This window comes from Haloferula rosea (genome assembly GCF_016595525.1).
Lineage (GTDB): Bacteria > Verrucomicrobiota > Verrucomicrobiia > Verrucomicrobiales > Akkermansiaceae > Haloferula > Haloferula rosea.
The window spans coordinates 41,295-54,380 of sequence record NZ_JAENII010000001.1; the positions used below are offsets into that span (position 1 = coordinate 41,295).

Here is a 13,086-nt window from a genome sequence, read left to right on the forward strand (position 1 = left end):
CTTCGCTCTTGTCAGGTCGGGTGGAGGGACTAAAACCTCCGCCAATGAAGCCTCTTTACCTCCTTGCCGCCGGCGCTTTCTTCGCTGCCGTTTCCTGTGAACGCCACTCTTTTGAGGATACCAAGGTGTTGCACGAGCAGCACAGTGACCACGGCGACGGTCATAAAAAGGAAGCTGACTCCGGTGCAGAAGATAGTGAGCCGGGCCATTGATGGGCTCAGCTTTCGGTGGAGCGCCGATAGCTGAGGAAGCACTCGCCCAGATCCTCTCTGGGCTCGAAGCGGGTGAGTTTGAAATGCCGGGATGCCGGGAGGAAATTGCCTGGCAGGCCGGTGGGTCCGGGGGCGGATTGTCCTCCGAAGAGATGATGGCCGGCCCAGGTGAGGTGGATCTCGTCGAGCAGGTCGAGGCCGGCCAGCTCGTGGATGAGTTGGCCACCCCCTTCGCAGTGGATGTGTCGGACTTCGTGGTCGCGGCTGAGGGTTTGGATGAAATCGGGCAGGCTGCCGTGGTGGGCCGTCGTCGAGGGAATGGCGGTGGGCGGATGCTCGGTGCCGAGAAGGTGGATGGGGCCTCCCTCGCTGGAGAACAGCGGGTGCGTGGGGTCGAAGTGACCCTTGCGTGAGACCACGCAGCGCAGGGGATTGCGGGGTGACTTCATGGTCATCCGGTCGGCTTCGAGGGTGCCACGCCCGACGAGCAAGGCATCCGCCGAAAGTCGCAGCTCCTTGAGGCGGGCGAAGTCATCCTTCGAGGTCCAGCCGGACGCGCGCCCGGAAACGGAGCTGATTTTGCCATCGGCGGACAGCGCGAGATTGATGGAGATGCGGGGCCGGCTCATGGCGGGATTCAGTGGAGCCACCAGCGGGTGATGCCGGTGGGATCCGTGCGGAGAATGTAGATGCTGGCAAGCGGGAGGATCAAGCAGCCCCATGCGATGAGTGTGGTTTGCTGGCTCCGCTCGCCCCGTTTCCACCACAGATAGGGGAGGAGGAAGGTGGTGAGGAAGGGGCTGTATACGAAGACGGCTGAGACGGTGTGAAGGATGGAGAAGACCGGGCTGAGTGATCCGGGGGAATCCACTCCGGGGACAGGCTTTCGGCCAAGGAGGGCGACGGCCAGCAGCCACTCGGCGAGGATGGCAAGGATCGGGGACACTCCGAGCAGCAGGCTGGCCGCGGCCCGGAGGTATTGGCGGGTGTCCCATGGGGGATTGGTAGATGGAGCGGAGTGAAATGGTTCCATCGGTCTTGCGAATGGGAGAAGTCACGCTACTTTTCCGCCTATGAGCAATTCTCAACCGCAAATCACGGCGTATCTGAAGACTTTCTGCGGCTGGAGCGAAGGCGTCCGGGCGATCATGAGGAAGTACAACCTCGAGTTCGAGGAGAAGGACATCATCAAGAATCCCGCCTACCGCTGGGAGATGGAGCAGAAGAGCGGTCAGCCGCTTTCACCCTGTGTGGTGGTGGATGGCGAGATGCTCGCTGATGTCTCGGGCGAGGAGGTCGAAGCGTGGATGATTGAAAACGGCAAACTGGCGAAGATCGAGGCGGAGGCCGATGCGCCGACGAACTCAGCCTGCACCGACGAGCAGCACGATGCGATGGCCAGGGGTGAGATTCCCGGAGGAAAGATCAAGTTCGTCGACTGACCGGACCGGTCGGGATTCACTTTCCTGAATTTTCACGAGGCACCCCGATGGGGTGCCTTTCGTGTGTCTGGTTGTCCTACCCAACCACTCGATCCCGGATGAACATCGCTGATCGCTGGGGTAGTGATTTCGTGATGACGCGATTGCTGACCGTTCTTTGCTGTGCCTGCCTGTGTCTCGCAGCCGTGGCTGCCCGACCTGCGCTCCTGCCGATGCCCCAGCAGGTGGAGTGGGGTCAGGCCGAGGTCACCTTGGAGGGTGTTCGCTTCGGGGTGCCGCCGGGCTGGAAGACCGGGCGGGGTGGGCAGGTGGTGGCGGTTCTGGGCGCGCTGAGGTCCGAGCACGGCTTGGCGTCGGACGACGGCTATCCGATCCGGTTCGTCATGGGTAAGGTGGAAGTGCCCCGGTTTCCCGAGGAGGCCTATCGGATCGAGGTGACGCCTGAGGGGACGACGGTGACCGCCAATGGCGAGCTCGGTCACTTGCGGGCGGTGCAGACCATCCGGCAGTTGATGGTCTCGACCGATGGACGTACGACGCTTCCCGTATGTCGGATCGTGGACTACCCGGCGTTCAAGGTGCGCGGATTCATGCACGATGTGGGACGGAACTTCCAGTCGATCGAGCAACTCAGGATGCAGATCGACATCATGGCAGCCTACAAGCTGAATGTCTTCCACTGGCACCTCAGCGATCACTACGGATGGCGATTGGAGAGCAAGAAGTATCCGGGTCTGCAGAAGGATGAGGCATTCACCCGGGGGATCGGCGACTACTACACGCAGCAGGAGTTCGTCGACATGGTGAACTACTGTTGGGAACGTGGGATCATGGTGCTGCCGGAGTTTGATTCGCCGGGGCACTCCGGGGCATTCCGCAAGGGGATCGGTATCCAGACGATGATGGATCCGCGTGCCGAAACGGCCATGGTGGGGTTGATTGATGAACTTTGCGGGTTGGTGTCGGCTGAGCGGATGCCGTGGATTCACCTCGGGACCGATGAGGCCCACGCGGCGGCGGAAAGGGTGCCAGCCTCCTACCTGCCCGCCTTGCACGCGGCCGTGCACGGCCATGGACGTGAGGTCGTGGGATGGTGGAAGGGGATCCAAGTGCCGGGGGATACGCGCCAGATCCTCCAAACCTGGGCGAAGGCGGCTCCGACTCCGGGCAAGCGACACATCGATTCGAGGTCGAACTACATCAACCACCTGACGGCGCTCGATGCACCACTGCGATTCTTTTTCCAGCAACCGTGCCGGGTGCCCCATGGCGACGAGATCAACCTGGGCGGCATCCTCTGCTACTGGCCGGATCTCCGCGTCTCGGACGAGAAGGCGGGGTTGCGGATCTCACCGGTGTTGCTTTCCATGGTGGCCTATTCCGAGTCGGTCTGGCGTGGATTGGAAGAGGATCGCCCGGAGTTCTGGGCCAAGGTTCCGCCGCAGGGTTCGAAGGAATTCGAGGCTTTCCGTGATTTCGAGCAACGGTTGGTCGAGCACCGGGATCGCTTCATGGATGGAAAGCCGTTTCACTTCGTCCGCACCACCGACATCCCATGGCGGCTTCTGGGCCCCATCCGGAATGACGAGCTGCCGGAGCTCCCCGAGCAGGGGGTTCGCGAGCTCTATCAGACTGAAGCCGGTCCGTATCGGTGGACCAAGCCGATCCATGGCGGGACGATTCACAGTCAGCACTTCTTCGGTTTCCCGGGGCACCTGAAGGCAGGCAAGGGGGACGACACGGTATATGCTTTCACGCGGATCCACAGTGAGGAGGCTCGTGAAGTGGATGCGTGGATCAACTTCAACACCGTGTCTTCATCGGATTACCGGGCAGGCGTGGCCCGGCCCGGAGACTGGAATGCCAACCCAGCCTGCGACGTCTGGCTGAACGGAGAGCGTGTGGATCCGCCGGAATGGAAGTCGAGTGGAGACACGGACAAGGAAACGCCGATCACCGACGGGGTCTTCACCAATCGTGAGCCTGCCAAGCTGAGCTTGCGCAAGGGGTGGAACACCATCCTGCTGCGCAGTGCGCCGAAGTGGAAATGGTGCTTCACTTTTGCTCCCATCGAGTGGGATGGGGTGCTGGCGCGCGAGGTGGAGGGGTTGACGTATTCGGTCGACTTTCCGCGTGCCGAGTAGGGGTCAAAGCCGACCAAGCAACTCGTCAAGGCAATGGTCGAGACGGCTTCGGCTGTGTTTGCTACGATAACCGGCGTAGTCCGGGTCGAGGGGACGGGAGAAGAGTTCGTTGATGGCTGCCTTGGCCGCCTCCACGTCATCCTGAGGGATCGTGCGGCCCAGTCGGAAGCGATGGACCCGTTCGCCGATGCATTCACCCTCGGTCGCGATGACGGGGATCTCGAAGGCGGCGGCCTTGCTCAGGGTGCCGCTGCTGCCGGCGAAGTCGAGATAAGCGGCCCACGCCAGATCGAAGCTCGAGAACAGCGAGTTGAACTCCGGTTCGGTCGGGATGCGGGTCGCTGCCGGGTCAAAGTGGACGTGATCCACCTGGCCGGAGCGGATGTCGCGATCGATCGATGCGAATTCCTCCTGCTCGGACGGGCTGAACTCGGAGGCATCGTAGGTGCCCGCAAAGACGAAAAACCATGGAGTTTCTTCGCTCTGACATTGGCGGGCCAGGCGCAGCATGGTGAGGGCTCCCTTTCGTTTCTCGAGGCCGATCAGGCCGATGACTTTTCGTCCTTTTGCCTTCTCAGCGATCTCCTTGGCGAAGGCCGACGGGGATGCGGGGAGATCCGTTAGGGTGACGTCGGGGAAGGCGGTTACGTTCTGCCCGGTTTGCATTTCGAGGGCGCTGCAGTAGCGCTCGTCGAGCACCCCGATGCCTCGGCAGGAGGGGCTGGAAAGCAGGTGGTCTCCTTTGGCAAAAATGCGGGCCGTCTGAAGCAGGCTCCCTCCGTTGCGGTAGTGGTGGTTCCTCAAATACAGGCCGCTCCAAGGGCGTGCGATCGTGGCCTCCGGGACCCTGGGGAATGGCAGGAAGCGCAGGTAGGAATCCAGATAGGGGAAATAGATCAGGTCGAAGGGTTTGCCGCTTTGCTTCTCGGCGCTGTGGATGGCGTCGGCGGCGAACCGCCAGCGCTGGAAGGTGCGCCACGGGTCACCTTCGAATCGTCCACCTAGCACGCTACGACCACCAGTTTGGAGTGGGAGACAATCGACCGGCGCATCCGGATCCCCGTAGGCTTGGAGGATTTCGCCACGGCCGGCATCGGGTTGCGGGCAAATGCCCACCACCTGGGCTCCATTGCGCAGGAAGGAGGCACCGAATTCCCCGAAATACATGGGGTGGTGGCCGATCCAGAGCGGGTCGACGATTGCGACGGTGGGTTCCTTCATGAGTGTCTGGAGGAACTAGAGTGAATCCAAGAGGCGCGGACAATGAAGGATTGGGGCAATCCGGCCATGAGCCCGAAAATCAAGGCGGCGAGGCGTTCGTCGAATGGATTGGAGGTGGCGGTCTCGCTGAGGAGGCAGCATGCGGCGACGAAAGGGAGAAAGGCGAGCCATTGGTCGGGACCGGGGTCGCTGGCACTGGAGCGGGCGGCACGCAGGCTGAACCCCATCACCCCACCGATGAAGAGCAGGTGGGCGACCACCCCGATGGCTCCGCCGGAGAAGAGGGCGTAGGTCCAGGTCGAGTGTCCGGCGAACCAGACTTCTCCACCAAGCTCGGCGTCCACGGGGTAGACCATGTGGAGTTCGGGCAGGTAGTCGGGATCCCAGTAGTAGCTCGCGCCGATGCCCTTGCCAAAGAGGTAGTGGGCGGGTTCCTTGTTGAGGATCTCGATGATGGCAGAGGCTTCCGCTTCCCGGGTGAGCCAGGAAATGTCGCCCTTCAGGTTCCGGTCCGAGGCATGGTGGAAGAGGCGTTCGTTCCAACGGTCGAGCAGGCGCGGGTAAATCACCGCGACCGACCCGATCGCCAGGATGGCGGCGGTGGCAATGCCGAAGGCCGGGGCGTATCGGCGCGCGGTTTCCTTCACCTGATAGATGCCCCAGCGGATGCCGAGGACGAAGCACAGGGTGGTGGCGAGGGCCGAAGCCATCACGGGAAAGAGCAGCGAGCGGGTGACGGTGATGAGGATGCCGCCGAACAGGACGCCACCTGCGATCAGCAGGGTGATGTGGAATTTTCGGCGCAGGACGAGGGCACATCCGATGAATGCAGCCAGCCAGTTGTTGGCGGAGCTCTGCACTTCGACCCGGGCGGTATCCAGCGTCACGCCCTTGAACAGGAAACCCTGGGTGATGCGCCAGACGACGTTGATGCATGCGGCCACGAGAATGGGAGCGACGATGCGGGATGGGCGGATGCCAACGCAGCCTGCGATGTGGGCATTGACCAGACCGGCGAAGCAAAGGCCAAGGGGGAATAGGATGCGCAGGGATCGCCCCGGAGCGACTCCTTGGGCGAAGGCATTGACCAGCATGAAGCCGAGGAACGCCCCCCATCCGGCAATCAGCCAGAATCCCGGGCGGGTGGTGATGCGACGCCATCCGAGAAAGAGGATGCCCATCGTCGAGAAGGCCATCAGTGCGAGGAATGCGAGCTGGTCGAGGCCTGCGCCGCCTGCACCCTCGCGTGCCGTGGCCGCCCGGTAGTCCAATGCGAAGGACAGGGTGAAGACCCACAGGAGTCGCTCGATCCAGCGCGCCTCAGGTGCCTGAGGGACGTGGACGGGGTCTTCCTGGTCGCAGAGGAACATGATGCTTGAGCTTACAGTTTCCGCAGCGCGGCGGCGAGCGTGCGGCCGCGGTCGGCCCAATCAAAGGCCTTCTGGCAGCGTGCCAGCGCGCTCTCGGCGAGGTGGTTGAGGTGCTCGAGGTCATCGATGCGCGTGGCGATCTGACTGGCGAGCTCCCGGGTGGTTCCCGCCGCGATGACGTTGGCCCCCGGTGTCAGGGGAAGCCCACTGAGGGCGGATCCGATCGAAGCCAGGGGCAGGCCGTGGAAGATGTAGTCGAGCGCCTTGAGCTTGAATCCGCCTCCGAGGGCTTCGGGGATCAGTCCGATGCGGGCATCGCGCAGGTGGGGTGCCATGCTCGGAACGTTCGGGATGAAGCGAGCCCACGGATGGCGCTGGGACAGGGACTCGAAGTAGTCGGGCTTGGCCTTGCCGACGACATGGAACTCGATGCCAGCCGGTTCGAAAAGCGACTCGGCATCGTGGAGGAAGGCCTCGAGGTTCCGGCGCTTGGCGATCCATTCAAAAGTCCCGGCCAGCACCACCCTTCGTGGTGTCTCTTCCGTGATCGGCCGTTCGGGGGACGATGGGATCTCACCCTCGAATCCGGGTGGGAGCTGGCAGTAGTGTTTGTCGGGGAAGTCGTCGCGGTAGTGGGATTCATCGCGGGGCGTGATGGCGGAGATCACTTTGGCGGTGGCACAGAGGCGACGTTCGAGGGCGGCGTATTTCGACGCATCGAACCGCAGGGCGAGCCGGAGCGGTAGCGCACCTTCCTGGGATCCGGCGATCTCGGTGCGGACGATGGCTTCGTGGTTGTGGGAAACGTAGAAGACGGGGAGGTCCTCGGGGAGGTCGTCGAGTGCCCAGGCGTTGGCGGCCTGATCGATGATGATGCCGTCGAATGTGGCGGACCCGATGTGCCACCGCAGAGTATCACGGATCCGGGGATCGGCGAGGCGATGGGCGTCGCTGGGAAGTCGGGAAAGCAGGCTGAGTGGGCTCTTCGACGCGATGCTGCTGGGGAGATCCCAGCTCACTCCCTCGATGTCGGATTCTGAATCCCCGGCTCGATGACCCAGCACGGTGAGCCGGACTTCGCCGGTTGCAGCGAGGGCGCGGATCAGCCCGAGCGTGTAGATGAGCTCGCCGCTGTCGGCAGGTCTCGGGTCCTGCCGGGTGATCCAGAGGTAGGACTTCATGAGGTGAGGATCTGCTCGAATACGTCGGCCTTCGCTTCAATGGGGAAGATGGTTTCAGCGTAGGACCGGGCGTTGGCGGCGAGACGGGCGCGCAACTCCGATGAGTCTCGTAGTTCCGAGGCGGCGGCGAGGAAACCATCGGCATCCGCCGGGGCGACCGTCCTGCCGGCTTCATGGTCACGGGTGATTCTGGCGGCGAGATTCGCGGGTGGCACGGCCAGCAACAAGGGGCGACCGGCGCACAGGTAGCTCAGCGTCTTGGATGGCACGGAGAAGACGCCTGCATCCTCTTCGAGAAGGCCGACAAGGACGTCGCCGGTGGCGAGGACCTCGGGCAGATCGGCGAAGGGCTGGTAGGGCATCACCGTGAGGTTGGTGAGATTCTCGCTGGCAGCATGCTCCTTGAGCCACTCCGCGCCCATGCCTTCCGAGATCACAAGGACCTCGACCTGCGGGTCGTGCTGATGCTGGCGCGCGAGTTGGAGCAGTCGTTCGGGGTTGTGCTTCATGCCGATGGTTCCCGAGTAGAGGAACACGAAGCGGTCGTGGAGCTTGTGGCGCCTGGCCCACGGATTGTCCTTCGGGTGGGTGGGGAGTTCCTCGATCAGGGCCCAGTTCGGGACGACGGCGACCTTGTCCGCGGGGATGCCGAACTCATCGGCCAGGATGGGAGTGAAGTCCTCGGTGATGGTAATGATCCGGGTGCTGAGCTCGAACTGCCGCGAGTCGAGCCGGCGGTACCATTTGCCGATGAGGCCACCGACGAGCGGGATCTTCTTTCGGAGAAGTCGGTCGACGGCGAGGCTGTAGAAATCCTGGACCCAGTAGTAGAAGCGTGCGCCCGTTTCCACGGCGGCGCGGCAGATCGGGTCCTGGCTTTCGGTCGGGGTATTGCCGGAGAGAACCACGTCGGGTTTCCAGCGGCGGACGAATGCGGCGGCTTCATGTCCGTAGCGCACTTCCATGTTGCGTCGGCGGATGAAGGAATACTTGTACTTCGTGTATTCCGGGTCCATGGCGAGCTCGTGGAATTCGAGCGTGTCGGGGTCGTCCGGTCTCTTCCTGAGCTCCCCCCGCGGGGTTTGAAGGGCGCCGGCAAAGGTATGGGCGACCTGATGACCTCTCCGCGCCAGCTCGCGGCTGAGCGAGGTCGGAAAAGCATGGCCGGCGTAGTCGTGGACTACGATTTTCATCGTGGGAGGGGGTGGGGAAGCAGGGGTGAATGCCCGGGGAATGGGCGACTCGGAGTCTAGGGAATGCGTGGACCGGGTCAATGGTGCGGGGTCACGTGATCGCGGGGGACTGGGTGGGCTCCGGGAATCACGGTTTGGCGGGAAGCGGTCTGAAGCGGTCGGGTGGTCGTGGAATGAGCGGGCTTTGCACCGGGGCGAGGAACCGTTAGTAACTTGCCTGTGACTCCCGAGCTTGAGCGATTTTTCGATGCTGCCACCCGACCCCTGGAGGGGAATCCCGAAGCTCGCGAGGAGGTGCGGGCGGAATTGATGGGACGGGTGAGCCATCAAGGGGTGCCGCTGGAGCTGATCGATGTCGGCGAGGAGACCGCGGTGCTCGAGAAGGCGACGTCGCGGCCGTCTCCGTGGTTTCGGCGCGTGGCGATGCTGGTGGGGTTGGTGGTTTGCCTCATCCTGTGGGGGGCGGGTGTCACGCTGGAGAGCCTGGCGGCGACCCGCGCCATGCTCGCTCAGCAACTCAGCTTTCACTACCGCTGGGGGGGGAGCTACGGCACGACCCAGTCGAACGATTTCCTTCCCGCGTGGCAGCGCCGTGTGGCTCCCGACGTGCCGCTCACGGGAGACCCGGCGAGATTTCCCAAGGTCGATGATGAGACGCGGGCGCTGCGTGAGCGCTTTCCGGAAGATCTGGCGGTCCTGCAGGAGCATTTGGCCCGCAGGACGAACGAAGCGGATGACTACATGACCGGGGAAGAACGGGCACTGGTCGAGCGTCTGGATCCGGACAATGCGATGTGGCTGGTGAAGGAGTCCGAGTGGATGCGTGGCAAGGCCTACGGTCGCGGCACCGGAGGACTCAGCTACATGGCGAGGTCGACAAGCGTTCCGGTGGATGCGGACGTCCTCGCGGAAGCGTGGGATCTCTATCAGCAGGCGGCTGCGAAGACGACGTATCGGGATTATTCGCCAACGATGGTGCGACGTGAGATCGAGTCATTTCCTCCGGATCAGCGCTTCATGCAGTCGCTGTTGCTATCCGGCTATGCAGACTTGGTCTTCTCGGCCGGCGAGGGTCGAATGGGTTTCTCCTTCTCGTCGATGACGGATGACTTCGAGAAGCAGGTCTCGACGCTGGTCAAGGATGGGGATCTCGAGGGACTGACGAAGCTGGGCGAAGCGTGGGAGCGGATCAACCGCCTGCAAGTGCACTCGGGTTCCCGCTCCTCCGGCATGGATGTCAGCAGCCTGCAGAGAGAGTCGCGCCAGTTGGCGGATGCGTTCCTCTCCTTGAACGACATGGAGTCCTCCGGGCACTACGAAGGGCTGGCGACCGTACTTTCCATGGTGGAGACGAAGCGATATGTGACGTCCGGAGATCCGCTGGATGAGCTCATGCCGATTCGGGGTGAGATGGGATACCTGGTCCCCCGTGAGCTGACGGTGGATGAAGTGAAGCCCGGGCGGATGGCGGAGCGGGCCTACTTTGACCGGATGTTGACGTGGTTCGGGGCATTCCTGTTGTTCCTCGTGGTGCTGGCCTGTGGGTTCGAAGCCTATCGGCGATCCTTCCCGGTCAAGGGGATGGCCCGCGGGCTGATGCCGTTGTTCAGCTGGCGGGATCAGGCATGGGTTGCCGGGCTGGGGGTGGCGGCTCCATGGCTCTATTGGTGGGGGGTGACGCGCATGACGCCGCTGGGTTTTCGCAAGATCGGCATGGCCGATGAATGGGCGGGGTTGGGGTGGATGCTTCAGGCGGCGATCGCCCTGCTTCTACTGGTCGTGATGCTGGTGCAGACGGTGCAGTGGCGTTGGGTCAAGCGAGGTGCCTTCCTTGGATTCCGCGGCCGGGTTGATTGGCTGGGTTGGGTGGTTGCCGGAATGCTGGCGCTCGGGTTGCCGCTTGTGGGTGTCGTGCGTGAACTGGCAGGCGGTGATGATGAAAAGGGGATGTTCCTGTTGGGGATGGTGGGTCTCGCTCTGGTGGGACTGCTGTGGCTGCTCTGGGTGGGCGGGATGAATTTGTTCACGCCTCGCCATAGTGCGCTGCGGGCAAATCTGGTTTCCCGTAGCCTGCTGCCGTGGAGCATCGTTTCGGTGGCGCTGATGCTCCTGTGTGCGGGTGTCCTGCTGCAGGCTGAGAAGACATGGTATTCGCGGGACACCTTGTTTCCGCTGTCCACGGGGGTGAGTCGGATCAACGGTTTCGAGGAACGGGCGATGGAAGAGATCCAGGCATCGCTGCAGGAGGTCTGGCAGGTCGAGGAATGAGCCATCCCCCCCCGAATCAGGAACCAACGAAGCCATGAGTGAAGCGACGGAGAATTTTGTGGATGCGGTGGTCGCTCCACTGGAGGACGATGCCGAATTGTCTCTAACAGCCCGGCAGCAGCTGGGCGAGACCCTCGACCCGGGTGTCCCCGAATCGGAGGTGGCTTCGGCGAGCGAGCGGGTCGGCAGGTCCGCGTGGAAACGTTGGCAGAAGGGGTGGCTCATCGCCGTGCTCCTGGTCTCGGTGCCGATGGTTCTGCTCACCGTTGGCAAGCTCAGACGTAGCGTCAACGAAGTGCGGGGTGCCATCAATCCGATCTGGACCATGGCGGTTCAGGAACCGAATGCCCATCCCGCTTGGGCGCAGGGGATGGGGACCGAGGCGCGATTGATCCTGTTTGGTGCGGAAGGGGCGGTTACGGAGGTCGATCGTTGGCGGCCACTGTGGGAGAGCGACCGGGAGAATCCGGTCTACTACCAGAAATTCGTCATGGTCCAGCAGAACGAGGAGAAGCGCCTGCCTGCCGACTTTCTCGAGTTCGCTCAGTCCATCGACCCGGGCAATGGATGGTATCGCGTGGTTGTGGCTGCGCATGAGATGGATCATTTGATCAAAATGGGCTCGATCCCGAGGGCGGATCGGGAAGCGGGGAAGGCCATCCCGTATGAAATCCTCGATGAGGATGAGTTCGGGAAAAGGATCGCCCTGCTCCATGAAGCTTCCGCGGCGCCACGCCTGGTCAGTCATCACAAGGACCTGGTGGAGCTGCAGTTCAAGCTGATGCCCCGGCCAAGGGATTTCCCGGAACTGGTGAGGTCATACATGATCTTTGCGGACACGACGATTGGCATGTCTTCGATGAAGTCGTCCCGATTGATTGCCGCCGAGGCCCAGCGCTGTCAGCGCGAGGGTGATCGGGATGCATTTCTGAAATTGGAGAAGACATGGAAGCGGATGGTGGAGACCCAGATCGAGCAGAGCAATACCTTGGTCGAGGCACTCATCGCCCAGGCCTTCATGTCGGGCACGCTGTCCTCGATGCGCGACGCCGCGATCGCCCTGGAAGTGAACGACGAAGCCTGGACCGATCTGGAAACTGCGATTCGGGAGCGCAAGGAGGAGATTTCCAAGGCACCTCTTGATGAGGCGGTCATCAGCCAGCACGGATCGATGCTCGCATCGCTGAGTCTTCCCATGGTCGGGCGCATGATCCGGGGCATGGACCCGCTGACGCGGGAAGAGCTGTTGCCGTCGGTCCGTGTGGATCAGGCATTCCTCGGCCGCATCCTGTGTGCCTCCGGATGGCAGGTGGTGGGAATGGTGGTGCTAGTCTCGTGGTTGGCCATGTTTTCGATCCCGAAAGTGACACGGGTGCTGGGGCGCCGACTGCAGGGGATTTTCCGGCCTGTCGACTGGATGTGGATCATGCTCGGAGGGCTGATTGCTCCTCTGTGCCTGTTCTTGATTTTTCGTTATGCGACGCCGTTGGGACGGCTGGATTGGGGGCCTCGGCTGACGCTGTATGCCATCCCGATCGGGCACTTCATCTCGCTGCTTCTGATGTGGCTGGTGTGGCCGATGATCCTCGCGTGCTGGCGGATGGAGAAGGCGGGCGCGGTGGTGCGCTGGACCTTCGGGAAAAGGTGGTTCGCCGGTCTCGTGATGGCCGGGCCACCCGTGGCAATGATCCTGTTGGGGATGGGGGTGCCGATGGGAACCCACAGTCTGATCCTCCTCGGATGCGCGACCTTCCTCGGCGTCCTCTGTCTGGTGTGGCTTCTTTTTCGCCCCGGATGCGGGTCGCAGGGCGGCTTCGCAGGGCGAGTTGAGAGTGCAGCCCACCTCTACGCCGTCCGCCCTGCATGGCTTGGGGCGATGCTTGGGTTTGCCTTACTCATTCCATTCTTCCACGCGGAGGAACGGAGGTGGATGAGACGCGATACGATCCTGCAGCCCACGACTTCCATGACGGCCTATGAAAGCCGGGTGACGGAACACCTGAAAGGAGAGCTCAGGGACATCCTGGAAATGCACCCGCTGGAGTGATCGCCCCA

11 protein-coding genes are annotated in these 13,086 nt (G+C 62.7%); 5 read left to right on the forward strand and 6 right to left on the reverse strand.

Features of this window, described 5'->3' with window-relative positions; genetic code table 11:
- The first annotated feature begins 44 nt into the window (after window positions 1-44).
- The gene (locus tag JIN81_RS00190; protein ID WP_200275000.1) at window positions 45-212 is read left to right on the forward strand and encodes a hypothetical protein; all 168 of its coding nucleotides are present in this window, start codon (window positions 45-47) and stop codon (window positions 210-212) included.
- 5 nt (window positions 213-217) lie between these two features.
- Here JIN81_RS00190 and JIN81_RS00195 read toward each other — a convergent pair whose 3' ends face one another.
- Both JIN81_RS00195 and JIN81_RS00200 read right to left on the reverse strand, forming a co-directional pair.
- Entirely contained in the window at window positions 218-841 is a 624-nt protein-coding gene (locus JIN81_RS00195) for a RibD family protein (RefSeq protein WP_200275002.1), read from the reverse strand.
- Window positions 842-849: 8 nt separating this feature from the next.
- Complete coding sequence (locus JIN81_RS00200) at window positions 850-1,245, reverse strand: hypothetical protein (protein WP_200275004.1); 396 nt, start codon at window positions 1,243-1,245, stop codon at window positions 850-852.
- Between the two features lie 40 nt (window positions 1,246-1,285).
- On the opposite strand from JIN81_RS00200, the gene JIN81_RS00205 reads away from it, so the two are divergent.
- Together JIN81_RS00205 and JIN81_RS00210 are read left to right on the forward strand one after the other, a co-directional pair.
- A complete protein-coding gene (locus JIN81_RS00205) occupies window positions 1,286-1,654 on the forward strand; it encodes a glutaredoxin family protein (RefSeq protein ID WP_200275006.1) in 369 nt (122 codons plus the stop codon).
- A 98-nt stretch (window positions 1,655-1,752) separates the two neighbouring features.
- Window positions 1,753-3,798: a family 20 glycosylhydrolase gene (locus JIN81_RS00210; protein WP_200275008.1), complete on the forward strand. Its 2,046-nt coding sequence runs from the start codon at window positions 1,753-1,755 to the stop codon at window positions 3,796-3,798.
- Between the two features lie 3 nt (window positions 3,799-3,801).
- Here JIN81_RS00210 and JIN81_RS00215 read toward each other — a convergent pair whose 3' ends face one another.
- The 4 genes from JIN81_RS00215 to JIN81_RS00230 are packed head-to-tail and all read right to left on the reverse strand — an operon-like array spanning window position 3,802 to window position 8,763.
- Window positions 3,802-5,019, reverse strand: coding sequence for a glycosyltransferase family protein (locus JIN81_RS00215; RefSeq protein WP_200275011.1), 1,218 nt, complete (start codon window positions 5,017-5,019; stop codon window positions 3,802-3,804).
- A complete protein-coding gene (locus JIN81_RS00220; protein WP_200275013.1) occupies window positions 5,016-6,389 on the reverse strand; it encodes a hypothetical protein in 1,374 nt (457 codons plus the stop codon). The genes JIN81_RS00215 and JIN81_RS00220 overlap by 4 nt, the downstream gene beginning before the upstream one ends.
- A gap of 11 nt (window positions 6,390-6,400) precedes the next feature.
- Entirely contained in the window at window positions 6,401-7,570 is a 1,170-nt protein-coding gene (locus JIN81_RS00225; protein ID WP_200275015.1) for a glycosyltransferase, read from the reverse strand.
- Window positions 7,567-8,763, reverse strand: a complete 1,197-nt coding sequence (locus JIN81_RS00230; RefSeq protein ID WP_200275017.1) for a glycosyltransferase family 4 protein — start codon at window positions 8,761-8,763, stop codon at window positions 7,567-7,569. Before JIN81_RS00230 ends, JIN81_RS00225 begins: the two co-directional genes overlap by 4 nt.
- A gap of 219 nt (window positions 8,764-8,982) precedes the next feature.
- Here JIN81_RS00230 and JIN81_RS00235 point away from each other — a divergent pair, with 219 nt between their 5' ends.
- A complete protein-coding gene (locus tag JIN81_RS00235; protein WP_200275019.1) occupies window positions 8,983-11,031 on the forward strand; it encodes a hypothetical protein in 2,049 nt (682 codons plus the stop codon).
- Between the two features lie 34 nt (window positions 11,032-11,065).
- Window positions 11,066-13,078: a hypothetical protein gene (locus JIN81_RS00240; protein WP_200275021.1), complete on the forward strand. Its 2,013-nt coding sequence runs from the start codon at window positions 11,066-11,068 to the stop codon at window positions 13,076-13,078.
- The last annotated feature ends 8 nt before the right edge of the window (window positions 13,079-13,086 follow it).